The organism is Caballeronia sp. Lep1P3 (genome assembly GCF_022879595.1).
Lineage (GTDB): Bacteria > Pseudomonadota > Gammaproteobacteria > Burkholderiales > Burkholderiaceae > Caballeronia.
On the sequence record NZ_CP084266.1, the window covers coordinates 1,182,910 to 1,206,207 of the forward strand.

At 63.3% G+C, this 23,298-nt stretch carries 25 protein-coding genes; 13 read left to right on the forward strand and 12 right to left on the reverse strand.

Annotation, left to right across the window (positions count from 1 at the left end; all coding sequences use genetic code 11):
- Positions 1 to 10: 10 nt before the first annotated feature.
- On the reverse strand, positions 11 to 865 hold the full coding sequence (gene phnC, locus LDZ27_RS19910; protein ID WP_244816576.1) for a phosphonate ABC transporter ATP-binding protein: 855 nt from the start codon (positions 863 to 865) through the stop codon (positions 11 to 13).
- Positions 866 to 1,010: 145 nt separating this feature from the next.
- On the opposite strand from phnC, the gene LDZ27_RS19915 reads away from it, so the two are divergent.
- A complete protein-coding gene (locus LDZ27_RS19915) occupies positions 1,011 to 1,760 on the forward strand; it encodes a Pr6Pr family membrane protein (RefSeq protein WP_244816577.1) in 750 nt (249 codons plus the stop codon).
- Positions 1,761 to 1,767: 7 nt separating this feature from the next.
- On the opposite strand, the gene LDZ27_RS19920 is transcribed toward LDZ27_RS19915, so the two are convergent.
- From LDZ27_RS19920 to LDZ27_RS19960, 9 genes are all read right to left on the reverse strand, one after another.
- Positions 1,768 to 2,076, reverse strand: a complete 309-nt coding sequence (locus tag LDZ27_RS19920; RefSeq protein ID WP_244816578.1) for an EthD family reductase — start codon at positions 2,074 to 2,076, stop codon at positions 1,768 to 1,770.
- Between the two features lie 43 nt (positions 2,077 to 2,119).
- A complete protein-coding gene (locus tag LDZ27_RS19925) occupies positions 2,120 to 3,061 on the reverse strand; it encodes an MBL fold metallo-hydrolase (protein WP_244816579.1) in 942 nt (313 codons plus the stop codon).
- The gene (locus LDZ27_RS19930) at positions 3,058 to 3,927 is read right to left on the reverse strand and encodes a quinoprotein dehydrogenase-associated SoxYZ-like carrier (RefSeq protein WP_244816580.1); all 870 of its coding nucleotides are present in this window, start codon (positions 3,925 to 3,927) and stop codon (positions 3,058 to 3,060) included. Before LDZ27_RS19930 ends, LDZ27_RS19925 begins: the two co-directional genes overlap by 4 nt.
- Positions 3,928 to 3,950: 23 nt before the next feature.
- On the reverse strand, positions 3,951 to 4,877 hold the full coding sequence (locus LDZ27_RS19935; RefSeq protein WP_244816581.1) for a quinoprotein relay system zinc metallohydrolase 2: 927 nt from the start codon (positions 4,875 to 4,877) through the stop codon (positions 3,951 to 3,953).
- Entirely contained in the window at positions 4,874 to 5,848 is a 975-nt protein-coding gene (locus LDZ27_RS19940; protein WP_244816582.1) for a LysR family transcriptional regulator, read from the reverse strand. The genes LDZ27_RS19935 and LDZ27_RS19940 overlap by 4 nt, the downstream gene beginning before the upstream one ends.
- 24 nt (positions 5,849 to 5,872) lie before the next feature.
- Positions 5,873 to 6,637, reverse strand: coding sequence for a hypothetical protein (locus LDZ27_RS19945; protein WP_244816583.1), 765 nt, complete (start codon positions 6,635 to 6,637; stop codon positions 5,873 to 5,875).
- Positions 6,634 to 7,545, reverse strand: coding sequence for a substrate-binding domain-containing protein (locus tag LDZ27_RS19950; protein ID WP_244816584.1), 912 nt, complete (start codon positions 7,543 to 7,545; stop codon positions 6,634 to 6,636). Before LDZ27_RS19950 ends, LDZ27_RS19945 begins: the two co-directional genes overlap by 4 nt.
- 60 nt (positions 7,546 to 7,605) lie before the next feature.
- Positions 7,606 to 7,989 carry a cytochrome c gene (locus LDZ27_RS19955; RefSeq protein ID WP_370653446.1) on the reverse strand — a complete coding sequence of 128 codons (384 nt, stop codon included), beginning with the start codon at positions 7,987 to 7,989 and terminating at the stop codon, positions 7,606 to 7,608.
- 126 nt (positions 7,990 to 8,115) lie between these two features.
- Entirely contained in the window at positions 8,116 to 9,924 is a 1,809-nt protein-coding gene (locus tag LDZ27_RS19960) for a methanol/ethanol family PQQ-dependent dehydrogenase (RefSeq protein ID WP_244816586.1), read from the reverse strand.
- A 374-nt stretch (positions 9,925 to 10,298) separates the two neighbouring features.
- On the opposite strand from LDZ27_RS19960, the gene LDZ27_RS19965 reads away from it, so the two are divergent.
- The 9 genes from LDZ27_RS19965 (at position 10,299) to LDZ27_RS20005 (ending at position 17,916) form a co-directional block, all read left to right on the forward strand.
- Entirely contained in the window at positions 10,299 to 10,682 is a 384-nt protein-coding gene (locus LDZ27_RS19965; RefSeq protein WP_244816587.1) for a 4a-hydroxytetrahydrobiopterin dehydratase, read from the forward strand.
- A 159-nt stretch (positions 10,683 to 10,841) separates the two neighbouring features.
- The gene (locus LDZ27_RS19970) at positions 10,842 to 11,870 is read left to right on the forward strand and encodes a beta-ribofuranosylaminobenzene 5'-phosphate synthase family protein (RefSeq protein ID WP_244816588.1); all 1,029 of its coding nucleotides are present in this window, start codon (positions 10,842 to 10,844) and stop codon (positions 11,868 to 11,870) included.
- Between the two features lie 45 nt (positions 11,871 to 11,915).
- A complete protein-coding gene (locus tag LDZ27_RS19975; protein ID WP_244816589.1) occupies positions 11,916 to 12,845 on the forward strand; it encodes an NAD(P)-dependent methylenetetrahydromethanopterin dehydrogenase in 930 nt (309 codons plus the stop codon).
- Positions 12,842 to 14,005, forward strand: a complete 1,164-nt coding sequence (locus LDZ27_RS19980) for an ATP-grasp domain-containing protein (RefSeq protein ID WP_244816590.1) — start codon at positions 12,842 to 12,844, stop codon at positions 14,003 to 14,005. Before LDZ27_RS19975 ends, LDZ27_RS19980 begins: the two co-directional genes overlap by 4 nt.
- A 3-nt stretch (positions 14,006 to 14,008) precedes the next feature.
- Positions 14,009 to 15,019: a methenyltetrahydromethanopterin cyclohydrolase gene (gene mch / locus LDZ27_RS19985; protein ID WP_244816591.1), complete on the forward strand. Its 1,011-nt coding sequence runs from the start codon at positions 14,009 to 14,011 to the stop codon at positions 15,017 to 15,019.
- A complete protein-coding gene (locus tag LDZ27_RS19990; protein WP_370653421.1) occupies positions 14,992 to 15,939 on the forward strand; it encodes a RimK family alpha-L-glutamate ligase in 948 nt (315 codons plus the stop codon). The genes mch and LDZ27_RS19990 overlap by 28 nt, the downstream gene beginning before the upstream one ends.
- The gene (locus tag LDZ27_RS19995) at positions 15,926 to 16,771 is read left to right on the forward strand and encodes a triphosphoribosyl-dephospho-CoA synthase (RefSeq protein ID WP_244816593.1); all 846 of its coding nucleotides are present in this window, start codon (positions 15,926 to 15,928) and stop codon (positions 16,769 to 16,771) included. Before LDZ27_RS19990 ends, LDZ27_RS19995 begins: the two co-directional genes overlap by 14 nt.
- Before the next feature lie 151 nt (positions 16,772 to 16,922).
- Entirely contained in the window at positions 16,923 to 17,432 is a 510-nt protein-coding gene (gene fae / locus LDZ27_RS20000; protein ID WP_244816594.1) for a formaldehyde-activating enzyme, read from the forward strand.
- Positions 17,433 to 17,517: 85 nt separating this feature from the next.
- Positions 17,518 to 17,916: a hypothetical protein gene (locus tag LDZ27_RS20005; RefSeq protein WP_244816595.1), complete on the forward strand. Its 399-nt coding sequence runs from the start codon at positions 17,518 to 17,520 to the stop codon at positions 17,914 to 17,916.
- Positions 17,917 to 17,931: 15 nt separating this feature from the next.
- Here LDZ27_RS20005 and LDZ27_RS20010 read toward each other — a convergent pair whose 3' ends face one another.
- Complete coding sequence (locus tag LDZ27_RS20010) at positions 17,932 to 18,393, reverse strand: dihydroneopterin aldolase (protein WP_244816596.1); 462 nt, start codon at positions 18,391 to 18,393, stop codon at positions 17,932 to 17,934.
- A 334-nt stretch (positions 18,394 to 18,727) separates the two neighbouring features.
- Between LDZ27_RS20010 and LDZ27_RS20015 the strand changes: the two genes are divergently transcribed.
- The 3 genes from LDZ27_RS20015 to LDZ27_RS20025 are packed head-to-tail and all read left to right on the forward strand — an operon-like array spanning position 18,728 to position 22,742.
- Positions 18,728 to 20,761: a sigma-54-dependent Fis family transcriptional regulator gene (locus LDZ27_RS20015; RefSeq protein WP_244816597.1), complete on the forward strand. Its 2,034-nt coding sequence runs from the start codon at positions 18,728 to 18,730 to the stop codon at positions 20,759 to 20,761.
- Entirely contained in the window at positions 20,758 to 21,363 is a 606-nt protein-coding gene (locus tag LDZ27_RS20020; protein WP_244816598.1) for a flavoprotein, read from the forward strand. The genes LDZ27_RS20015 and LDZ27_RS20020 overlap by 4 nt, the downstream gene beginning before the upstream one ends.
- Entirely contained in the window at positions 21,342 to 22,742 is a 1,401-nt protein-coding gene (locus LDZ27_RS20025) for a DUF6513 domain-containing protein (RefSeq protein ID WP_244816599.1), read from the forward strand. The genes LDZ27_RS20020 and LDZ27_RS20025 overlap by 22 nt, the downstream gene beginning before the upstream one ends.
- Here the strand turns inward: LDZ27_RS20025 and LDZ27_RS20030 are convergent, their stop codons facing one another.
- Positions 22,743 to 23,294 carry a thioredoxin family protein gene (locus tag LDZ27_RS20030; protein ID WP_244816600.1) on the reverse strand — a complete coding sequence of 184 codons (552 nt, stop codon included), beginning with the start codon at positions 23,292 to 23,294 and terminating at the stop codon, positions 22,743 to 22,745.
- Between the last annotated feature and the right edge of the window lie 4 nt (positions 23,295 to 23,298).

A 23,298-nucleotide genomic window follows, 5' to 3' on the forward strand; every position in this document is an offset into this window, starting at 1 on the left:
TGAGGATGGTTCAGGAGCCGACAGCCGGCGCGATGGAAGAGAACGCGGCCACTGGCGAAGGCTCGATATCGTGGCGTTCCTGCGCGGCGGGCCTCGCGAGCAGTTCGCTCGCAGCCGAGCCGTAGAGGTCGCGCAGCACGTCGGGCGTGAGCCGCTCCGAAGGGCCGTCGAAGACCACGCGCCCGTCGCGCAGCGCAACGGTGCGCGCGCAATACTTCATCGCGACATCGATCTGATGCAGCGACACGATCACCGTCAGCTTGTGATCGCGATTGAGCGACTGCATGAGTTCCATCACGCGCCGCGCCGATTCGGGATCGAGCGATGCGATAGGCTCGTCGGCAAGCACGATGCGCGCGCGCTGCACGAGTGCGCGTGCGAGCGCGGCGCGCTGCTGTTGCCCGCCCGACAGATTGCTCGCGCGCTCGAACGCGTGATCGCCAATGCCCATTGCCGCGAGCGAATCGAGCGCAAGCGCGCGTTCGCGCGGCGGAAAGCATCCCGACAAGCGACGCCACAACGGCACGCGCGACAACGCGCCGATGAGCACGTTGGTCATCACCGAAAGACGCCCGACGAGATTGAATTGCTGGAATACGAAGGCGACATCGCGGCGAATGGCGCGCACTTCACGCACGATCTTGCCGTTCTGCTGAATCGGCCTGCCGAGCAGCGTCACATGCGAGGGCGCCGGGTCCGCTGCGATGAAGCCCGCGATATGCCGCAACAGGGTCGATTTTCCCGATCCCGATGCACCGATGAGCGCCACCATTTCGCCTTCCTCGATGCGCAGATCGATCGAGTCGAGCGCCTTGCGGCCATTTCGGAACGTCTTGCTAAGACGCTCGATGCGTATTGCGTTCATGGCTTCCTCGATTTGCCGCGCACGACGGTGCGCTAAGACGTCTGGCAGATTCTAGGAAGCCAACATGACGAGACGGTGACGCCGATGAGACGTCTAGATGAATACATCACCTGCACGCTCATGCATGCGCCGATAAAATGGCCGCATGTCCTTCCCCAAGAAAACCTCGCGGCGGCACGAGTCAGAATTGCCGCTTCATACGCCGAGCACTGCGTCGTTAGCGCTCGCAGCCGCCATCGCGATGATTGCGTGGCTTGCCATCGCGGCGCAGACGGATCTCACCATCGCGCGTTCGCTCGGTCGCGGGCTGACCGTCATCGACGGCCTCGCGCGCATGAGCAGCTATCTCACGAACCTCACGGTGTTGCTCACGGCCATTAGCTTCACCTGTGTCGCCACGCGCGCGCGTGCGCCCATCGCGCGCTTTTTTAGGCGGCCGACGGTCGTCACTGCGGTTGTGGTCTATATCGCGTTCGTCGGCATCGCCTATAACGCGCTGTTGCGGTTTCTCTGGTCGCCAACGGGATATCGCGCGCTCGTCAACGAATCGCTGCATACGGTCGTGCCGGCGCTGGCCGCGTTATATTGGTTTCTATTCGTGCCGCGCTTTCATCTTTCCTGGCGACGATGCGCGCTCTGGCTCGTTTATCCGCTCTGCTATCTGTTCGTCACGCTATGGCGAGGCAGTTCGTCGGACTTCTATCCATACTGGTTCATCAACGTGGCCGAACTCGGCTATGAACGCGTGTTCTTCAATGCAACGCTGCTCGTTGCGGGCTTTCTCGTATTGATGAGCTTCTTTCTCTTCGTCAATCATCGGCGCGACGATTTGAGCGTGCCCGACCCGGAAGTCGAATCCAGCGAAGACATGACCGATCCGGGCGCGCCTCGTTGAACTGCGCTCAGGCGTCTCTCGTATCGAACATCAGCAATTCGACGCCGGCCTGCGCGAAGTTTGCGAGATCCGCTGCCGTCGCCTGCCCTTCGGGAGAGCCTAGCGCCGACTGAATGGCATCGAGCGAATCGAATTGAAGAAGCGCGACAAGGTGATAAGGCGATTCGCCCTGCGCGACCGAAACGGGTCCGGCGCTCACCGTATAACTTCTAACGCCGGGCATTTTCTTCGCGAGCGGTGCGTGCGTCGATGTGTAGTGTGCGTCGAATGCCTGCGCATCGGACGGCGTTTTGTAGAGCGCAACGAGTGTAGCCATCGTGGTGTCTCCTGATTAGTGTCCAAGTCAAAGGGCGAAACCGTTACTGCTTCTCCAACTGAAGATAGATGCGTTGCACGTTCTGCGGCTGTGCCGTCGCATAGAGCTTGTAGCCGCTGAACGCGGGCACTTGCACCGAATGCATGGCCTCGGTCAAACCCATGCCGCTCTTGTAGGCGCGTTTGACCGATGCATCGAGTTCGCGCAGATAGACGCCTGTTTGCAGCATGTCGTCGCCGCGCAATGGCGGGCCGAACGCGGGAACGACAGTCGTGAGGTCGAGTGCGCGCAGGTTTTCCAGCGCGCCGAGCCAGCCGGGTATCTGCTCGTTGCGCAGCTCCGGAATCCGACCGTTCGACACGAGGCTTCCCGCGAAGAGAACGCCCGATTGCGTGTCCAGCACGGCAAGATCGCCTGGCGTGCTTGCCGGCCCGAAATGCAGCAGTTGCAGCTTGCGTCCACCGCTTTCTATTTCCGTCGTGCCTTCGATGGTGCGCTCGGGCACGGTCACGCGCGAGCCCGCCATTTCGTCGTCGCCTAATGTTCGTCTTAGATTCGCGAGGCAAATGGCGCAGCGCTCGCGGATCAATTGCGCAGCGCGCGCATGCGCGAGTATCGGCACGTCGCGGTCGCGAAACGCCGCTGCACCGAATACGAATTCGGGCGCCTGATGCGTGATGATGACGAGCTTCACCGGCAAGGGCGTGACTTTGCGAATGGCTTCGATCATCGCGCGGCCATATCGATACGACGGCCCGGTGTCGATCACGGTTACGCCATTCGTCCCCACGATGAAGCCATTATTCGCGACGATGCCGTGATTCTCGGGCGCAACGGCATCGCCCGTGCCGATGAACGCATAGACCCCCGGCGCAATCGCGATGGGCGCCGGCATGCCGGCCAGCGCCGCCATTGCCGAGTGAGCGAGCCATATCCACGCCATCACGCATGCAGCGATAAACGCCTTGACGCAGCGCTGCGTCATTTCATCGCCGATGCTTGCGCGCCGGCTTGCGCATCTATCCCGACGGCTGCTTCGAACGCTTTATTCTTCGTATCCTCGATATGCGCCTTGAGCTCGCCCTTAGCGCCCGGCAAGAAATAAAAGCGGAAATTCGGGTTCTCGCTAATCGAGAAATTGACGTTCGCGGTCATGACAGGCTTATCTGCATAAGTAATCGCCACCTTGCGAACGAAATAGGCCGTGGCGTAATTGCGCGTCACCTGATTCATCGCCATGCCGGTGCGGTTCGGGTGCCGGACCATGAGTTGCGCAAGCTCGGGCTTGCCGGCAACGGCCTTGCCTTCGGCCTGCAAACGCACTGCGCCCGCTGCGCGCTCGGCGGCTTCATCGTCCTTGTCGGCGGGCGCGGAACAGCCACCCGATGCCTTCACGAAGCGCACGGCGCTATAGAGATGCCCGTCGCTGGTTTCGGCGATGGCGCGCATGAACGTGTAGTCTTCCACGCGCACGCGCGTTTCGATGCTCGCAAGCCCGGACTCCGGCGTGAATTCGAAAGAGCCTGCATACGGCTCCGGATTCTCGTCGATGAAAAGATAGACTTTCCTGATGAAGCGCTCGGGCGTCTGCGCGAATTGCGCGCTGATTGCAATCGGGACCACGGCGGCATCCGCCGCGCGCGCGGGGGCGTCCAGTTTGATGACGGCATCGCCATGCGTATCGATCGTGCGTCCCTTGAATGCGCCTTCCTTGAAGTCCAGCCAGCGCGCGACCTTGTCGGGATCGTCGTCGGGATGCGCCGCGTGCGCGACGCACGGCGCAAGCATGGCGAGCGACGCCGCAAGCGCCATCGTTCGTGCGCGCGCGACGTGAGTTGAATGCATCAGCATGATGTCCTCCGATGCCGGCTAGGCTACGGCTCCCATTCGAGTTCCGCATAAGCCGCCGTCACATTGCGACGATGATAGACATCATAGAGCAGCCACTTTTTACGCTCATCGACGCCTATCGAATCCACGGCCTGCTGAATCGTCTCGCCGCGTTTGATCGCGGCGCGTACATCGCGCGCAAGCGCTGAAATGTAGCGTTCCTCGGCTTGCAGCGACTCAGGCCACGGCGCGTCGAGCGGACCATGCCCCGGCACCGCGCGTCGCACATTCATCTGCTTAATGCGCGTGATGTCGTCGAGCCAGCCAATGACACTGCCGTCTATGACAGGAATGCATCGCACGAAAAGCAGATCGCCAAGCCACAGCGTTGCGCTCTTCTCATCGTATACCGTGATGTCGTTGTTCGTATGCGCTGTTTTCCATGTTTGAAGCGTGAGAACGCGGTCGCCCAGGTCGAGCCGCAACTCCCCTTCGACGGTAAGCGTCGGTGCAATGATCCGGCTGCCTCGCGCGGCGTCGCCGAGTTCGCGATTCAACGCCCGCAGATAGTTATCCGCCCGGGCCGCTTCCGCTTGCGCGAGCCGTGCGCTGCCCACGAATTGCGGGTGATCGTCCACGAAGGCCGCATTGCCGAAGATATGATCCGGGTGCATGTGCGTGTTGATGACATAACACACCGGCAGCGACGACACTTTGCGCACCGCACTGCGAAGCGCGCGCCCTTCTGCAAGCGTGCCGCCCGTATCTATGACGGCGATGCAGCGCGATCCCACGATAAAGCCGACGTTCGCGATATCGCCGCCATTTGCGGGCGTCGCCACATCGTCGTGGCCGCGATGCGCGTAGATGCCCGGCGCGATCTGCTGCACCGCGAGCGTTGTCTGCGCACGCGCGCTCGCGACGCAAAGCGCGAGAATCGCCAGCGCGCACGACGCTCGCACACGAGTCATCGGATGTTTTCCGCATCGGCAAGACGTTTCGAGCGCAGCAAGCCGAAAGGCGCGAATTCGCGTTCGAGAAACGGCTCGGCGTGTTCGAGCAGAAAGCGTCGAAACGCAAGGCACGTAGGCGACAATTGCTTGGAGCGCGAATGCACGAGTTGCCATGTCCGGTCGATCGGCGTGCCGTTCACATCGAGTACGGCAATCTCGCCCGTGCGCAGTTCGAGGCCTAGCGTATGCAGCGAAATAAGGCTCACGCCCATGCCCGCCATGACAGCCTGCTTGATGGTCTCGTTGCTTCCCAGCGTGACGCTGCGCGATGGAACGAACAGGTTCTGCCTGAAGACGTGTTCGGCGACGGCGCGCGTGCCCGACCCCGGCTCGCGCAGAAGGAACGTATCGCTCGCAAGCTCCTGAAGATCGAAACGCCGCGCATGCCGCAACGGATGCGACAACGGCGCCACGATCACATGCGGATGACAGGCAAGCGGCTCCGCGGTCGTGCCCAGCTCGGGCGGCGGACGGCCCATGATGGCGAGATCGGTGGCGTTGTCCTGCAGGAGCCTGAGCAGCGTCTCACGATTGCCGACCGAGAAATGCACATTCACTCTCGGATACTGCTGCGAATACAGTGCAAGCAGCTTGGGCGCGAAGTAGGTCGCCGAACTCACGATGCTGACTGCAATGGACCCGCTGTCCGCTTGCGTGAGCGACATCATCGCGTCTTCCGCATCCTTGATTTCCCCGAGGATGCGGCTCGCGTGATGCTGCAATCGTTCGCCCGCTTCGGTTAGCGCAAGACGGCGCGCGACGCGTTCGAAAAGCGGCAGGCCAATCGCGTCTTCGAGTTGCTTGATCTGCATCGACACGGCGGGTTGCGTCAAATGCAGTTCTTCCGCCGCGCGCGCGAAGCTGGGACAACGCGCGGTAATCACGAAGATTTGAAGCTGACGCAGCGTGAGCGAGCGGACGAAATTCATGCGCGACCCGCTAAGAAAGACGACTCACCGGCTTGCGCGCGGCACGTTTCCCGCCTTGACAGGCGCCTGTCCCGGCGGGGTGATGTTCTTGAGCGTGCCTTGATAGGCAATGGTTTCCGTTTGCACTGGATGCGCGAAATCGTTGTTTGCGCCAGGCACTTCCGTGCGGATCATCAGCACGCGGCCGGGCACGTCGTCAGCGATCACGAACGTATAGCGCTTGCCCGTGTATTGCGCAAAGCGCTCCGCGTTGGGATCGTTCAGGTAAGGCTGAATAACGACTTGCCGCGCCTTGACGTGCTTCGCGCCTTGCATACCGAGGGCATCGCCGGATACGGGCGTGATGGCGGGACCCGCTGCGAGCGCGAGCCTCACGCGTTGCTGAAAGTAGCGCCGCTGCCCGCCTGTCAATTGCTCCATCTCTGCAATGTCGTGCTCGAGAAAATAGATGATGACCGGATTGCACGGCAAGCCGCCCGGCACTTTCACATCGCCTGTGCGATCGGTTACGCGCGCGTCGTTCTTGCTGTTGCCGGGACTCGTCACGATCACGCGCAACGTATCGCTCACCTTTACGGGCGGCCCTGAATAGTCCAGCGCGTAATCCAGTTCGGTCTGCGGCTCCACGCCCGTCATATGGGGCTGCATGAAGAGCAGGCGCTCGGCCGGCGCGATCTCCCCGCCCGGCGTCGAGGCCGGCGTCGGCGCCGGTGCCGCCGCGAACGCCGCCGTCGAGAGCGCGCACCCAGCCATCAGCATGGCGAGCGCCACTGCGTTTGCGGGCTTCATTGCGCTTGCGCCGGCTGCATGGGCTGCAACGGCAGCAATGGCACCTGATAGCTCGTCAATATCTGGTCGATCTTCGGCTGATTCGATGCGATCCAGTTGTCGACCTTATCGCGCCATGCCTTCTCGCCATAGCGCACGCCCATCGATATCTCGAAGTCGAATCGAATGTTCGGCTGCGGCGGAAACGCAACGAGCCTTACTTTGTTATCCGAACGATTGACGAAATAACCGGCTATGGGCCCCCAAACGAATGCGGCATCCACGTTACCCTTCGCGAGATCGTGCTCGATCATTTCGCCCGGAAACGCTTCGGGATCGCCGCTTTGCCCCTGATACGAGACCGCCTGATCGATCAGGTTATTCCTTAGCAGCCAATCGACCGCGGGGCTTTTGACAAAGATGCCGAGCTTCATTTTCCTCAATTGATCGGGCGGCAGGTTCATCAAGTCGGCAGGCGTCTTGATGCTCGCGTACTCGGGGCGATTCGCGAGAACCATCGCGTAAGTGGAATGAAGATAAGGCCGCGTGGTCGCGGTGAGTTCATAGCCCTTAGGCACGCCGATGACGAGATCGCACTTGTAGCGTTCCGTATCGGGCACTTTCTGGCGCAGCGTATTGCGCACGAAGCCCATGCGCTGCGGAAAATACGTGTATTCGAGCTTGTAGCCGAAGTCGCTCGCCATCTGGCTCGCAATCTTGTTCTCGTAGCCCTCGCCATTCTGGTTCGAGAGCGGCATGTTGTTCGGGTCGGCGCACACGCGCAGCACGCCATCGGCGCCGTCGTTATTCGGCAGGTTCGGCGGCGGAGCGCCCGCGCCTTGCCCATGAGACACATTTGCCGCAAGCGCCGCGACCAGTGCAATCGAAAGCCGCAACCACGCGCTGCGTCTCGCGTTACGGTGATTCATGAAGCCTCCGGGAATGAACGCAAACATCGAACGTCGCCTGCAATGCAACGCGCCTGGCCGTCACTTCGCATCGATCGCCTGCAAGTCGCCCGGATTGATCTTTCCGTCTGAACGCCCTTTGAGATACGCGTAGAGGTTCTCCCAATTCTTCTGCATCATCTGACTCGCGCTGAAATCGGGCATGCCCTTGTCGACGCGTCCGCCGAACACGGTGCGATGAAACTCGTCCTTGTCGAGCGTCTTGAAAGCATCGACCAGTGACGGGCCGACCAGACCTTCCTGCTTCGCCCCGTGACAACGTTCGCACGCGAGCGCGCGCCAGGTACGCCAGCCCTGCAACGTATCGTTGTCGACCTTGTTGCCGTCGACGACCTTGTACGCCACCGGCTTCATCTGCCCCGCGTCGTTCTGGGCAAACGCAATGGTGGACGCCGCAAGCGCCATCGACAGCATCAAGAGTGATCGGCCTTTCATGCGCTTGTCTCCTTAGTTGCTTTTATCGGGTAATCAGAAATCGGTTTGCGCGGCGGCATCGCGTGCCGCCGCGCATCGTTGCTCAAGCTACGTGCATCAACTCGGGATGGCGAATATGAAGAGCGTGCCGCCGAGTGCCGTGTATTTCGCGAGGTCCTTATAGCCGCCTACCGCGCCCAGACCTTCCGTCGACTTTTCCAGGCCCGCCGCCATGCCGATGCCCGCCCAGCCGCCGATGCCCGAATACACGCCAACGTACTGCTTGCCCTGGAACGTGTAGGTGAACACATTGCCGATGACTCCCGAAGGCGTCTTGAACTTCCACAGCTCCTTGCCGTCCTTGATGCGCACGGCCTTGATGTAGCCTTCGAGCGTGCCGTAGAACGCGATGCCGCCTGCGGTCGCGAGCGCGCCCGACCATACGGAGAAGCGCTCGGGCTTGGACCATGCGATCTTGCCCTTGGCCGCATCCCACGCGATGAAGTTGCCCATCGCGCCGTTCTCGTTGGGACCGGGGAACATCTCCAGCGTTGCGCCTACATACGGCTGACCGGCAACGTAATCGACCTGAAACGGCTCGTAGTTCATGCAGACGTGATTCGTCGGCACGAGGAACAGGCTCGTATTCGGATCGAATGCGGCGGGCTGCTGATCCTTCGAACCGAGCGCAGCGGGACAGATGCCCTTCACGTTGTGATCGGCGCCGGCCTTTTGCGTCGAATACGCTGCATTGCGAATCGGCAAGCCGCTCTTGATGTCGACGCTATCGGCCCAGTTCACTGCCGGATCGTACTTCTGCGCGACGAGCAGTTCGCCCGTTTCACGATTCAACGTATAGCCGAAGCCGTTGCGATCGAAGTGGACGATGGCCGGCACACGCTTGCCGCCAATGGTCAGGTCCGAGAGGATCATCTCGTTGACGCCGTCATAGTCCCATTCGTCGTGAGGCGTCATTTGATAGACCCACTTCGCCTTGCCGGTATTGAGATCGCGCGCGAAGATGGACATCGACCATTTGTTGTCGCCTGGCCGCTGAGAAGGGTTCCATGTGCCGGGATTGCCCGTGCCGTAGTAGACAAGGTTGAGCTTCGGGTCCCATGCATACCAGCCCCATGTGGTCCCGCCGCCCCACTTCCACTGGTCGCCTTGCCAGCTCTTGATCGACGAATCCGCGCCGACGGGCGTCATCTTGCCGTCGGTCCAGGTCATCGTTTGCTGCGGGTCGAGCAGCATTTCATCGTCGGGGCCGGTGCTATAGGCTTTCCAGACTTCCTTGCCGTCCTTGATGTTGTAGGCAATGAGTCGTCCGCGCACGCCGAACTCGCCGCCCGAAATGCCGGTCAGGACTTTGTCGCCGAAAACATGTGGCGCGTTGGTGTTGGTTTCGCCTTTCTTCGGATCGCCGTTTTGCGCGGACCATACGACGTCGCCGGTTTTTGCATCGAGTGCGACGAGCTTGGTGTCGGCTTGCTGAAGGAATATCTTGCCGTCGCCGTAGGCGAGCCCGCGATTGACGGTATCGCAGCACATCACCGAAATGACTTGCTGATCCTGCTTCGGCTGATATTGCCAGATGAAGGTCTGGTCCTTGAGATTAATGGCAATGACTTTGTTGGGAAATGGCGAGTGGATATACATCGTGTCGCCGATGACGAGCGGCGAGCCTTCGTGGCCGCGCAGCACGCCGGTGGACATGGTCCAGGCAACCTGTAGTTTGCCGACGTTGTTTTCGTTGATCTGCTTGAGCGTGCTATAGCGGTGATTCGAATAATCGCCCGCTTGCGCCGCCCAGTTCGAGGGATTCTTGATCAGGCTGTCGAGCTGCGGATCGGCCTGCGCCACGTAGGAATTCAGGCCTGCCGTCGCGACCACCGCCAGTCCAAGAACCAGGGTGCGTAAGTTCATGTCTCCTCCAGAATGGTGATGCCTCCGACCCAGGAATGACCACGCTACCGGTTGCATCGCGCGCGCCTTCTCAATGCGGGTAACGATCTTTTCGCTTTGCCCGGTCCATAGCCGGGCGCTTGCGTATCGACGCCGATTGCATATTCCATGCCGGTTTCGCGTGCGCTCGCGCGCATTGCGACACGCGCGTGAAAGCGCGTTTTCCGTCCGGCGTAGTGGCTTTGTCGCGATACATACTGTGTCAAATACAGTGCGTGTTGCTGGGACAAGGGTTCGGCCTTCACTGCTTGACGCGGCGCAGCAGCGGACTTTTTGGCTTGCGGCTCGTGCTGCGCGCATACTTGACGCTTGACGTATCTCTTGAGGACTCTGTCATGGCTCAAGCAGAAAAAGTCTATTCGGACGATGAGGTTCAGCAGCGTCTGAACGGTCCGCTCAAGCACTGGTATCTCGAAGATGGGTGGCTTCGGCGCAAGTTCAGAACCGAAGGCTGGAAAGGCACGCTCATGGTCGTGAATACCGTTGGGCATCTGGCCGAGGCAGCCTGGCATCATCCGGATCTCACCGTCTCTTATGCGTTCGTTGTCGTCAAGCTCAAGACGCATTCGGCTAAAGGAATCACCGATAAGGATTTCGCGCTTGCTTCCAAGATCGAAGAGGTCGTTCAGTGGCAGCCGGGGGTTGAGGGTGGTCCTCTTCAGGGGACGCCTTCCGATGATCAGCGGTTTAGGTATGTCAAGTACGACCGCCTTTCTTAGGGTGCTTATTTTTCGTGTCGGTCTATTGGCGTTGCCCCTATGCGGGGCGGGGCAACAGCAATAGACCGACACGAAACTAAGCACCGAAACAAAAAGCAGATTGGTACACCTCTTGCCTAAAGCAAAAACCCAAGCCCCCGGCAGGAAAAAGAACCACCAATGACCGCCCCCACGCGTCTATCCCCCCCGGCGATCACGATCGCAGCCTCAGCCCGGCTGCATCTCGGCTTCATCGATCCGAACGCTTCGCTCGGCCGCGCCTTCGGTAGCGTGGGCCTCGTCATCGATGCACACGCCACGCGCATCACCGCGCGTCGCTCGCAGCACGAGGCGCACATAGAAGGCGCAGCAAGCCCGGCCCAGCACGACCGCATCCAAGCGTCTCTCAAGCAACTGCACGCAGCGCTCAACGTCTCGCATCCCGTCGACATAGACGTGCACGAAACGCCCCGCCCGCATACGGGCCTCGGCTCCGGCACGCAACTCGCCCTCGCGCTCGGCACTGCGTTCGCGCGTCTCACCGGCCACGACATCGGCACCGCGGACATCGCCCGCATACTCGGCCGCGGCGCGCGCTCCGGCATCGGCATTCACGGCTTCGAACACGGCGGACTGATCGTCGATGGCGGACGCAGCGTCGCCCGGACGAACGCGGCCACGCTGCCGCCCATGCTCGCGCGCCAGCCGTTTCCCGATGCGTGGCGCGTCCTGCTCATCGACGACACGTCGCGCGTAGGCCTGCACGGCGATGCCGAAAAACGCAGCCTGGCCGCACTCGCGCCCTTCCCCGCGACGCTCGCCGCGCACCTCTCGCATCTCGTGCTCATGCGTATCCTGCCCGCCGTCGCGGAAAGCGATTTCGATACCTTCGCCGACGCCATCTCCGACATGCAGCAGACCATCGGCGAATACTTCGCGCCCGTGCAGGGCGGCGTGTTCGCGAGTCCCGCCGTCGCGCGCGCGCTCGAAGCCGTCGCCGCCGAGCAGAAGGCCGGCATCGGGCAGACGTCGTGGGGACCGGTCGGCTTCGCGTTCGTTCGAAGCGCACAGCACGCGGAGCGCGCGCTCGCAGCCGCTAAGCGCGCATCGCGGCAGGCGCCGCTCGCGTTCACCATCGCCGCCGCCCGCAATCGTGGCGCGACGTGGCATACAGCCGCCCGCCGGCAGCACGATGCGGATGCCGCCTGACTTCTCGCCGCACGCGGCACTCATCATCATCGATACGAGCCCACCATGCCCGAAGCGACCGAAAGACCGTACGTGCTGCACATGTTCACGAGCACGCCGCAGATGAGTCCATTCGATGTGAACATGGCGGCGGATGCCGGCTATCAGATCCTCGTGCCGTATTGCAATGTCGACGAAGCGAGCGTCGTGCAACTCACGCAGGACGCGATCTTCTCGCGCGGGCCGAAGGGCGTCTCGCGCACCGGCATCTTCATCGGCGGACGCGACGTGATGCTCGCCGCCGACATGCTAGAACGCGCGCGCAACGCGATGGTGCCGCCCTTCGAGGTCTCCGTGTTCGCCGACCCGAGCGGCGCTTACACGACAGCCGCCGCGCTCGTCGCGCTCGCGGAAAAGCATCTGAAGGCCGGGCACAGCGTCGGGCTGGACGGCAAGCGCCTCTTGATCCTCGGCGGCACCGGCGCGGTCGGGCGCGTGGCGGCGGCGATGGCCGCATCGCTCGGTGCGGACGTCGCCGTCGCGAGCCATTCGAGCCAGTCGCGCGCCACGCAAGTGAGCGACGAGATCAACCGGCGCTTCGATATCGCCACGAGCGGCGTCGCGACCGGCGCGCCCGAGCAACTGCATCGCGAACTCGCGCGCGCGGAGATCGTCTTCGCCACCGCCGTCGCCGGCGTTCAGGTGATGAGCGCCGCCGACCTCGCGCACGCGAAGCACATGTTGATCGCCGCCGATGTCAACGCCGTGCCGCCCGAAGGCATCGCGGGCGTCAACGTGATGGACGACGGCAAGCCGCTCGCCGGCGCGCCGCGCGCGGACGCCATCGGCATCGGCGCGCTCGCCATCGGCAACGTGAAGTATCAGGCGGAGCATCGGCTCTTCGTGCGGATGCGAACCGGCGGCAAGCCCGTGTATCTCGGCTTTCCCGAAGCCTTCGACGAAGCGCGCGCCATCGTCGCGGGACAAGGCTCATGATGCTGCACGACGCCGCGCGTGCGCCCCGCGTCGCGGTTGCGGGACTGTCCGCGCGTCTGCTCGCGCAATCGGCGGCGCGCGCGGGCCTCAACGTGGTCGCGCTCGACATCTTCGGCGACCGCGATACGCGCGCGCATGCGGGCATGTGGTTCGATATCGGCGGCGACGGTCTCTCCATCGATCGCGCGCGTCTTTACGATGCGCTGGAGCGAGCCGCGCGCCTGCCGCGCATGCTGGGCCTCATCGTGACGAGCGGACTGGAGCCGCTCGCCATCGAGCTGAGCCGCGCGCCGCGCGTGCCGCGTTTCATCGGCAACGGCGCGCAATCGGCAAGCGTGCGCGATCCGCGACGCTTCTTCGCGTTGCTCGACGAAGCGCATGTCGCGCATCCGGACGTGCGTTTCTCCGCGCCCGCCGATGCGAGCGGCTGGCTCGTCAAGCGCTCCGATGGCTGCGGCGGCACGCATATCGAACGGGCGGAGGACATCGGCAATATGCCTTCCGATGCCTATTTCCAGCGTCTTTCGCACGGCCGTTCGATGTCGGCGCTCTTCATCGGCGCGCGGCGCGAGGCGGCGGTCATCGGTTTCGCGGAACAGCTCACGGTGGCAGCGGGCCATCTTCCATTCGTGCACGCGGGTTCGCTCGGCCCCGTCATGTTGCCGCGCGATACGGCCGCGCGCATCGTCGCCGCCATCGAAACGATCGTGTGGCAAACGGATCTCGCGGGACTCAACAGCATCGACTTCCTGCTCGACGACGACACGTTCCAGGTGCTCGAAATCAACACGCGCCCTTCCTCGACGATGGCCCTTTACGAAGCTGCATGGCCGAACGCGTGGCCGCACGGCCTGATCGGGGCGCATCTCGAAGCGTGTCTCGACGGCGAGTTGCCGCGCGCGAACACGGCCCTCATGCGGCCGCCGTTGATCGCGGGACAGCGCGTGGTTTTCGCGCCGCGAAGTTTCACCGTATCGGGCGCGTTCAGCGACGCCTGTTTCGACGATTCCGCATGCCATGACGTGCCGCTATCGGGCGCGCGCATCGAGGCGGGCATGCCCGTTTGCACGATGACCGCCGCCGCATCCGAACTGGATGCATTGCGCATCGAACTCGACGCGCAATGCACGCGCGTTCTGCAACGCATGGACACTCTCTGAGTCATGACGACATCCTCTCCTTTGCCCGCTGCGCTGAGCGTCAACGCGATGAGCGCGCCGCTCGTCGCGCAGTTGATCGAGCATCACGAACGGCTTCGCGTGGATGTCACGCGCACGGCGGGCGGCACGATCATCGTCGATGCCGGCGTGAACGCGGCGGGCAGCGTCGATGCGGGCGTGCTGATCGCGCGCATCTGCATGGGCGGGCTCGGGCATGTGACGCGCCGCGCCGCCTTCGATTCCGACCCGCTATGGCCGACGTTCATCGAAGTGCACACGTCCCATCCAGTGCTTGCATGCCTCGGCAGTCAGTACGCGGGCTGGAGCCTTTCGGCCACGAAGGAGCAGACCGGCGGCAAGAAGTTCTTCTCGCTCGGCTCGGGACCGGCGCGCGCACTCGCGGGCAAGGAACCGCTCTTCGACGAACTCGGCTATCGCGATCGCCATGATCGCGGCGCGCTCGTGATGGAAGTGGACCGGCTGCCGCCGCAAGTCGTCATCGACAAAGTACTCGCCGATTGCGGCCTCGCGCCGGAGAATCTCGTGATCGCCGTGACGCCGACACACTCTGTCGCGGGCACGGTGCAGGTCGTGGCGCGCGTCGTCGAAGTTGCGCTGCACAAGACGCATGTGCTGGGCGTCGATCTTTCGGAGATCGTCGACGCAAGCGGCAGCGCGCCGCTGCCGCCGCCCGCGCCCGATGGCATCGCCGCAATGGGCCGCACGAACGACGCGATTCTTTACGGCGGCCGCGTGCATCTCACCGTGAAAAGCGATGCAGCCGCGAAGCGCCTTGCCGCCGAACTGCCGTCGCTGAATGCGCGCGATTACGGGCAACCTTTCGCGGACATCTTCAAGTCGTTTAACTACGACTTCTATCAGATCGATGCCGCGCTTTTCGCGCCCGCCGAAGCATGGGTGTCGAGCCTCGAAAGCGGCGCGACGCATCGCGGCGGCAAGCTCAATCGCGCGCTCATCGGCGCGCAATGGCACGTCACGCAAGAGACGCCATGACACGCATCGCGATCATGACCGACGAGACCGGCTGGCACACCGGCCGTCTGAAGAAAGCGTTCCGCGCGCGCGGCGTGGACGCGCGTTGCGTCGATCTGGCGGACTGCCGCATCGACACGACATGGGCGCCGCATGGCCTCGCGATTCCCGGCTTCGGACACGCGCTGCCCGATGCGGTTTTCGTGCGCGGCATCGCGGGCGGCACGTTCGAGCAAGTGACGCTGCGGCTCGGCATCCTGCATGCGCTGCGCGAATGCGGCGTGCCGGTCTATAACGATGCACGCGCCATCGAGCGCAGCGTCGACAAGTCGATGACGAGCTTCCTGCTCAACCGATACGGCGTGCCGACGCCCGCGACGTGGACCTGCGAATCGGCCGCGTTCGCGCAGCGCGTCTTGATGCGCGAAGCGGCGGCGGGCCGCAAGGTCGTGATGAAGCCGCTCTTCGGATCGCAAGGGAAGGGCCTTGAGCGCCCCGATATCGCGTTGCCATCGCTCGCCGGATTCAACGAAGTGGCTTATTTGCAGCGCTATATCGATGCGGGCAGCCCCGGCTTCGACTGGCGCGTGCTCGTGATCGGCAACGAAGCGGTCGCGGCGATGAAGCGCGTGGGCGGCGATGGCTGGATTCACAACTTCGCGCGCGGCGCGCGCTGCGAGCCGGCCGAACTCACGCCCGCACTCGCCGATACCGCCGTGCGCGCGAGCAACGCGCTCGGCCTCGATTACGCGGGCGTCGATCTGATCGCATGCGATGAGCGTCCGCTCGTGCTCGAAGTGAACGGCGTCGCGGCATGGCGCGGCTTGCAATCGGTGACGCCGCTCGATATCGCGGCGCGCCTCGTCGACGATCTGCTCGATCGCAAACTCGCTGCAACGCAACGCAAGCTCGCGCTTGCCAGCGGCGATGCAAGCGCCTGACGCGCGCCGCGCGTTCCTGCGCGCATGCTGCCTTGACGTCGAGACGAAGAAGCCGGGCAACGTGAGCGTCGCGAGCGCGGGGCATGGCATGAGCGCCGCGCAGTTCATCGCAAGCGCGGAGACGGCGGCAGCGGGCCTCTTTACGCCGCGCGCGAGCGTCGGCGCGCGCATTCTCGATGCCGTGCGCCGCACTTCCGATGCCGTCGGCTGCAACACGAATCTCGGCATCGTGCTGCTGGCCGCGCCGTTGTGCGTGGCGCTCGAAACGCTCGCTACCGATGCGACCCATGCAAAACACTGGCACGCCGCCACGCAAAGCGTGCTTGCCTCACTCGACATCGACGATGCGCGCCTCGCCTATCGTGCGATCGCGCTTGCGAATCCCGGCGGCCTCGGCGACGCGCCCGAGCAGTCCGTTCATGCGCCGCCGACCGTCGGCCTGCGCGCCGCGATGACGCTCGCCGCGGACCGCGACAGCATCGCGCGGCAATACGCGAACGGCTTCGCGGATGTCTTCGAAGCGGCGCAAGCCCTAAGCGTCGCCGATGAACAAACCGCCATGCTCGATGCGTTCCTCGCGTTTCTCTCGCGCTGGCCGGATTCGCACATAGTGCGCAAGCACGGCGCGGCGATGGCGCAAAGTGTCACGCGCGATGCCGCCGCGCATCGCGCACGCTGGCTCGCGAACGGCCGTCGCGCGGATACGGCCGAACTCGACGCGTGGGACGCGCATCTGAAGATGCGCGGCATCAACCCCGGCACGAGCGCGGACCTCGCGGTGGCGACGCTCTTCGTCGCGCTCATGACCTCGCGTGTGCACGATGACGCATGAGATTGGCACGGAACATGTTTAGGACGTGCGCGGTCATGCAGCCCTCATGCGCGCTCTTGTCGACTTGGGGGTATCGAGCGTTGCCGCCGCGAGTGCAAGGCAAGTGCAAAGCAGGTCGATCGTCCCAAGAACCAATCACTGGAGGAACAGCATGGCCAAGATCAACCGCGTCCTGATAGGAGAGTCGCTCGTCGGCGATGGCAACGAGGTTGCGCACATCGACTTGATCATCGGACCGCGAGGTTCGGCTGCGGAGACCGCGTTCTGTCACGCGCTCACGAATAACAAGGACGGCTTCACGTCGCTGCTCGCCGTGGTCGCGCCCAATCTCATCACGAAGCCCAACACGATTCTCTTCAACAAGGTCACGATCAAGGGCGCGAAGCAGGCGGTGCAGATGTTCGGTCCGGCACAGCACGCGGTGGCGCTTGCGGTAGCCGACAGCGTGGAGGACGGCACCATTCCCGCCGACGAAGCCGACGATCTCTTCATCTGCGTGGGCGTATTCATCCACTGGGAAGCGTCCGACGACAAGAAGATTCAGGAGTTCAACTATCAGGCCACGAAGGAATCGATCAAGCGCGCGGTGGCCGGCGAGCCGAAGGCGTCGGAAGTGGTGTCGAGAAAATCACAGGTCGCGCATCCGTTCGCGGCTGCCTGAGTAAAACGTCATGCCCGCAAAGGCCGGCGCATCGCAACGTCGCGCGCCGGCCTTTCATCATCGAAAATGGAAAGAGGCTCATGGAATGACTAAACCTTGCCCGGCGCTCGCGGTGCTGGCCTGCGCTTCGTTCCTTTCGTTGTTCTGCCCGTTGGCGCTTGCCGCGACCAGCGCCCCGGCGCAGGGACACGACTATCCGACCGAAGGACGCGTCGAATACGTGCTCGGCTGCATGGACGACAACGGCCACGACTTCGTGAACGTCTACAAGTGCTCGTGCGCCATCGACAAGATCGCGCAAGTGCTGAACTACGACGATTTCGTCGAGCAGTCGACGTTCTCCAAGTACGCGACGCTCGGCGGCGAAGGCGGCGCCGAATTTCGCGTGGATCGCGCAAAGGCGCAGACGAAAAAGTTCCGCGACCTTCAGCGCGACGCGTTCAAGGCGTGCGGCATCGGGCAAGGCGCATCGGCCGGAAAATAGCGTTGCATCGCACGTTCAGCGCGGCACGTAGCCAAGGCCGAACCATCCGAGCCCCGCATCGGCCGACGATGCGCGCCTGCGCTCGATCACCACGCCCACCGCCTCGATATCGGCGAATTTCGCGGGTTTAGCGAGCGTTACCCTCACCCAATGCGCGCCGAAGTCCGCGATGACCATCTGCGCGATGCGCTCCGCGAGCGCTTCGAGCAACTGCACGCCGTGTGAAGCAAGCAGACCGTGAATGGCTTCGCGCACGGCCGCGTAATTCACGGTGTCGTCGATGCAATCCGTCGTGCATGCGCGCAGTGACGGCACGCCGATCGCGAGACTCAGGCGCACCGGCTGCGCATCGTGCAGCTCGCTCTTGTCGATGCCGATCACGGTATGCCCGGTCATTCCCTCGATATAGACGATGTCCATCGCAGCATGTTCGACGGTTGCGGGCAAGGTGTCGCGGATCGGATCGAATCGGCCCATGTGCGTGTCGCCGCGCGAGCGGCCCCCGTTGAAGTGATGACGTGCAGCGCAAAACAAGCGCAAGAGACAAGCAAAAACCGCGCGCAAGGCCGGGCCTCTATGCGACTACTTATTGAACCGGCGCGTCTTAGGATGTAGAGTTTTTGGAGCCGGACGGGACGGAGCAGGTAACAACGCCCTGATCTACGTAGAAACCCGGCCCGAGGCGCGCGAAGCGTGCAGTGGCACGACTGCATCATGACAGCCGCAGCGCCAGCGGAACTCACAACGGATTCGGCGTCGGATGGCCGCGCTTGCCGCGAACATCACGCTAACGCCACGGAGACACGCCCTCATGTCGTCGCTCGCTGACGTAGACACGCATGTCCGGGAAGTGCTGAACATCGTCAATAACCCGCTGGCCTCGCGGCGCGCGAGCGATTCCGTCGCCCAGTCGTGGATGCGCTGCCTCACCGAATTCCATCTCGATCCGGGCCGCTTCGTCATGCCGCCCGTGCTCACGCAGCGCGAACTCACCGAGCGCCGCGAAGCCGCGAGCGATCTCATCGCGTGTTCGAAGCTCGAAATGACGACGCTTTATCAGCAACTCGCGGACCCTGAACTCGCGGTCGTGCTCGTCGATGCCGACGGCGTGATCGTGCATCAGGTGTCGTCGGTGCCGTTCGGCGAAGCCGTCGCCGCCGATGGCCTGCGCGTCGGCGCGCTATGGAGCGAACGCGAAGCCGGCACCAACGGCATGGGGACGTGTCTCGTGGAGCGCGACTGCATCGCCGTATGTCAGCACGAGCATTTCTATCCGCGCTATACGTCGCTCACCTGTTCGGCCGCGCCCATCTTCGACGAACGCGGCGCAGTGGTCGGCGTGCTCGATGTGACGAGCCGCTCGAAGCTCTTGCAGCAGCACTCGCTGGTGCTTGTCGGCATGTCGCGGCAGATGATCGAAAATCGTCTGATCGATGCGCGGTATCGGCACGCGAACATGATTCACTTTCATAGCCGGCCCGAGTTCGTCGGCACGTTGCATGCCGGCAAGCTCGCCGTCAGCGATGAAGGCGTCGTGCTCGCCGCGAGCCGCAGCGCGCTCTTTCAACTCGACCTGCGCTCGCCTTCGGAGCTATGCGGCAAGCGCATCGAAGAGGCGTTCAATGCGTCGCTGGAAGACATGATCGCGCGCAGCATTCGCGGCTCGTTTCACCCGGTGACGGTCTATAGCGCGAAGGCGAACAGCCGCTTCTTTCTCACGGCGCAAACGCCGCGCGAAGCGTCGAATGGCGCGACGCGCATTCTCATGAACGATTCCGCGCTCAGCACGCGTTCGAGGGCCACGCGCAAGGAAGCGCGCGACGACGCAGGCGCGGGCCGTCTGGACAAGCTCGCGCATCTGGAGTTCGGCGACCCGCGCATGGCCTCGCAGATTCAGCTTGCCGCGCGCGTGATTCAACGCAAGATTCCGATCATTCTTCGCGGACAAACCGGCACCGGCAAGGAAGTGTTTGCGAATGCGCTGCATAGCATCAGCCCGAACGGAACCGGTGCGTTCGTCGCGGTGAATTGCGCTTCGCTGCCGGAGAATCTCATCGAGAGCGAGTTGTTCGGTTATCGCGCAGGCGCGTTCACCGGCGCGCAGCGCGAAGGACGTCGCGGCAAGATCGTGCAGGCGAACGGCGGCACGCTTTTCCTCGATGAAATAGGCGACATGCCGCTTGCGCTTCAGGCGCGCCTTTTACGCGTCCTCGAAGAACACGAGGTCACGCCGCTCGGCGCGGAAACTACTGTAAAAGTGGACTTTCAGTTGATCTCGGCGAGCCACCGCAATCTCGCGGAACTCGTGCAGACCGGCATGTTTCGCGAGGACCTCTACTACCGGCTCAATGGCATCGAGATCAATCTGCCGCCGTTGCGCGAACGCGCCGATGCGCTTGCGCTCATCGGCCATATCCTCGAAACGGAATCCGCCGATCCGCCCGCATTGAGCGTGGAAGCGCGGCAAGCGCTGCTGAGCTATCCGTGGCCCGGCAACATCCGGCAATTGCGGCATGTGCTGCAAATGGCGATCGCACTGTGCGACGGCCCCGAGATACGCTGCGCGCATCTGCCGCCCGACATCGTGAGCGGCGCGCGTGCGCCCGCTGCGGCGAGCGCGCCCGCCGCGCCGCTCACGCATCTCACCGACGATGCGATCACGCCCGCGCTCAACGCGATTCAGGCGCGCGAGCGCGAGACCGTGCTGCTTCTACTCGACGAACATCGCTGGAACGTGAGCAATGTCGCGAAGGTGCTCGGCATCAGCCGCAATACGCTGTATCGCAAGATGCATCGTCTGCATATCAGGCTGTCGCACGATTCCGCCGCGCCGCACGACGCATGACGCAGCCCGCGCCCGCGCCCGTCAGACGGCTCGACGAGTTCAAGCCCGACGCGCGCTTCGCGTGGTGCGTGACGGGCTCCGGTCACATGATCGAAGAGTCGATCGAGCTTGCCTTGCGTCTGCCCGGTTGCGATCTCTTTCTTTCGCGCGCGGGCGAAGAAGTGCTGCCGCTTTACGGCTGGCCCATCAAGAGGCTGCGCGAGCGCTTCAAGGTCTTTCGCGATAACAGCGCGAGCAGCGTGCCTGTCGGCATGCTCTATAACGGCGACTATCACACCGTCGTGATCGCGCCGGCCACGAGCAATACGGTCGCCAAATGCGCATTCGGCATATCGGATACGCTGCCGACGAATCTCTTCGCGCAAGCCGGCAAGCAATGCGTGCCGGGCATCGTATTCGCATGCGATACCGCGCCGAGCGTTATGACGCAGACGCCGCACGAATGGGTCGAAGTGAGGCCGCGCGCCATCGAGTTCGAGAACGTGGAGCGGCTTGCACGCATCGAGCATACGACCGTCGCGCGCACGCTCGACGACCTGAAAGCCGCGCTCGAGCGTCGGCTCACGGACCTCAAGCTCGCATGGAACACATCGTCTTCCTGACGGGCCGGCTTGCCGAGCCGAGCCTTCACCGCGTGCTCGAAGGCATTGCGCCGTCCGCCGATCAAACGCCCTTCACCTGGGAAGTGCGCGAAATAGGGCTGCAAGTCGCGGGTCTCATGACCGCCGACATGATCCGCCGCCGCGTTATGGTGCCGCTTACCGAAGGCACGAGCCGCATGATCGTGCCGGGACGATGCCGGGGCGATCTCGATGCGCTCACCGCGCATTACGGCGTGACAGTGGAGCGCGGCCCCGAGGAAGTGAAGGACTTGCCGCAGTTCTTTGGGCGCGAGGCGCGGCATATCGACCTGTCGCGCTACGAGACGGAGATCTTCGCGGAGATCGTCGATGCACCGCGCCTCGATCTCGATGGCATCGCGGCTCGCGCGCGCGCGTATGCGAGCCAGGGCGCGGACGTCATCGATATTGGCTGCCTGCCGGAGACGCCGTTCCCGCACTTGGAAGACGCCGTCGCGATGCTGAAGGAACAGGGCTATCGCGTGAGCGTGGATTCGATGCTCGCGGACGAACTCGTGCGCGGCGCGCGCGCGGGCGCGGATTATCTGATGAGCCTCAACGCCGATACGTTATGGATAACTGACGAATGCAGCGCAACGCCGATACTCGTGCCGCGCGCACCGCACGACATGGCATCGCTCGACGCGGCCATCGACGCGATGCAGAAGCGCAATCGCCCGTTCCTCGCCGATCCGATTCTCGATCCGATTCCGTTCGGGCTTGCGGCATCCATCGCCCGCTATGTCGCGCTGCGCGAACGCCATGCCGATGTGCCGATCATGATGGGCATCGGCAACGTTACCGAACTGACCGAAGCGGATACGAGCGGCATCAACGCGGTGTTGCTCGGCATGGCGGCCGAATTGCGCGTGGCGGCCGTGCTCACCACATCGGTGAGCCTGCATGCACGCCGCGCCGTGCGCGAAGCCGATGTCGCGCGACGCGTGATGCACGCCGCGCGCGAAACGCAGACGCTTCCAAAAGGCATGACGGGCGATCTGTCCGCGCTGCATGCGAAGCAGCCGTTTCCCTATAGCGCCGATGAAATCGATGCGCTCGCCGCCGCCGTGCGCGATCCGAACTTCCGCGTGCAGGTGTCGGCGCAAGGCATTCATGTCTATAACCGCGAGGGACATCGCATTGCCACCGATCCGTTCGCGCTTTATCCGCAACTCAGGCTCGAAGCCGACGGCGGCCATGCGTTCTACATGGGCGTGCAACTCGCGCGCGCGGAGATAGCGTGGCAACTCGGCAAGCGCTTCGATCAGGATCAGCCGCTCGACTGGGGTTGCGAGGTGGATCGTCCCGACGAAGACCTTGCCGCATGGTGCGCGCCGGGCGCGACGATGAAAAAGCGCTGATCAGCGGTGCTTCCACTTGATCGAGCATCCGAGCGCCGGATACTGCGGATCATGCGTTGCGCTTCCATGCGCTATCGCGCGCATCGCCTCCAGCATGTCGCGGCGAGCATCCGGCAACGGCTCCTTGCGCGATGCATCGACGCGGCCACGGTAACAGAGCCGCAAGTCCGCGTCGAAGCCGAAGCATTCGGGCGTGCATGCCGCGCCGTATGCGCGGGCCGCTTGCTGCGTATCGTCGCAAAGATAGGGGAACGGCAAGCGCCATGCGTTCGCCTGCTCGATCATGCGCTCGAAGGTATCGTCGGTGTAGACGCTCGCGTCATTCGAGTTGATGCCCGCGACGTTCACGCCCATTTCAATGAGCGCGCATGCGTCGCGTATCAAACCGGGCATCGCCGCCTTCACGTAGGGGCAGTGATTGCACATGAACGCGATGACGAGCCCATTCTTGCCTTTGAGCGCGTCGAGCGTGTAGCGCTTGCCGTCCGTTGCCAGCAGCGAGAAAGCGCTCGCCGATGCGCCGAGTTCGCCGGGTGGTGATTGAGTCGGCATGAGC

Coding starts and splice junctions, on each gene's coding strand:
- phnC (WP_244816576.1), bottom strand. CDS start 865: ATGAACGCAATACGCATCGAGCGTCTTAGCAAGACGTTCCGAAATGGC.
- LDZ27_RS19915 (WP_244816577.1), top strand. CDS start 1,011: ATGTCCTTCCCCAAGAAAACCTCGCGGCGGCACGAGTCAGAATTGCCG.
- LDZ27_RS19920 (WP_244816578.1), bottom strand. CDS start 2,076: ATGGCTACACTCGTTGCGCTCTACAAAACGCCGTCCGATGCGCAGGCA.
- LDZ27_RS19925 (WP_244816579.1), bottom strand. CDS start 3,061: ATGACGCAGCGCTGCGTCAAGGCGTTTATCGCTGCATGCGTGATGGCG.
- LDZ27_RS19930 (WP_244816580.1), bottom strand. CDS start 3,927: ATGCTGATGCATTCAACTCACGTCGCGCGCGCACGAACGATGGCGCTT.
- LDZ27_RS19935 (WP_244816581.1), bottom strand. CDS start 4,877: ATGACTCGTGTGCGAGCGTCGTGCGCGCTGGCGATTCTCGCGCTTTGC.
- LDZ27_RS19940 (WP_244816582.1), bottom strand. CDS start 5,848: ATGAATTTCGTCCGCTCGCTCACGCTGCGTCAGCTTCAAATCTTCGTG.
- LDZ27_RS19945 (WP_244816583.1), bottom strand. CDS start 6,637: ATGAAGCCCGCAAACGCAGTGGCGCTCGCCATGCTGATGGCTGGGTGC.
- LDZ27_RS19950 (WP_244816584.1), bottom strand. CDS start 7,545: ATGAATCACCGTAACGCGAGACGCAGCGCGTGGTTGCGGCTTTCGATT.
- LDZ27_RS19955 (WP_370653446.1), bottom strand. CDS start 7,989: ATGGCGCTTGCGGCGTCCACCATTGCGTTTGCCCAGAACGACGCGGGG.
- LDZ27_RS19960 (WP_244816586.1), bottom strand. CDS start 9,924: ATGAACTTACGCACCCTGGTTCTTGGACTGGCGGTGGTCGCGACGGCA.
- LDZ27_RS19965 (WP_244816587.1), top strand. CDS start 10,299: ATGGCTCAAGCAGAAAAAGTCTATTCGGACGATGAGGTTCAGCAGCGT.
- LDZ27_RS19970 (WP_244816588.1), top strand. CDS start 10,842: ATGACCGCCCCCACGCGTCTATCCCCCCCGGCGATCACGATCGCAGCC.
- LDZ27_RS19975 (WP_244816589.1), top strand. CDS start 11,916: ATGCCCGAAGCGACCGAAAGACCGTACGTGCTGCACATGTTCACGAGC.
- LDZ27_RS19980 (WP_244816590.1), top strand. CDS start 12,842: ATGATGCTGCACGACGCCGCGCGTGCGCCCCGCGTCGCGGTTGCGGGA.
- mch (WP_244816591.1), top strand. CDS start 14,009: ATGACGACATCCTCTCCTTTGCCCGCTGCGCTGAGCGTCAACGCGATG.
- LDZ27_RS19990 (WP_370653421.1), top strand. CDS start 14,992: ATGGCACGTCACGCAAGAGACGCCATGACACGCATCGCGATCATGACC.
- LDZ27_RS19995 (WP_244816593.1), top strand. CDS start 15,926: ATGCAAGCGCCTGACGCGCGCCGCGCGTTCCTGCGCGCATGCTGCCTT.
- fae (WP_244816594.1), top strand. CDS start 16,923: ATGGCCAAGATCAACCGCGTCCTGATAGGAGAGTCGCTCGTCGGCGAT.
- LDZ27_RS20005 (WP_244816595.1), top strand. CDS start 17,518: ATGACTAAACCTTGCCCGGCGCTCGCGGTGCTGGCCTGCGCTTCGTTC.
- LDZ27_RS20010 (WP_244816596.1), bottom strand. CDS start 18,393: ATGGGCCGATTCGATCCGATCCGCGACACCTTGCCCGCAACCGTCGAA.
- LDZ27_RS20015 (WP_244816597.1), top strand. CDS start 18,728: ATGTCGTCGCTCGCTGACGTAGACACGCATGTCCGGGAAGTGCTGAAC.
- LDZ27_RS20020 (WP_244816598.1), top strand. CDS start 20,758: ATGACGCAGCCCGCGCCCGCGCCCGTCAGACGGCTCGACGAGTTCAAG.
- LDZ27_RS20025 (WP_244816599.1), top strand. CDS start 21,342: ATGGAACACATCGTCTTCCTGACGGGCCGGCTTGCCGAGCCGAGCCTT.
- LDZ27_RS20030 (WP_244816600.1), bottom strand. CDS start 23,294: ATGCCGACTCAATCACCACCCGGCGAACTCGGCGCATCGGCGAGCGCT.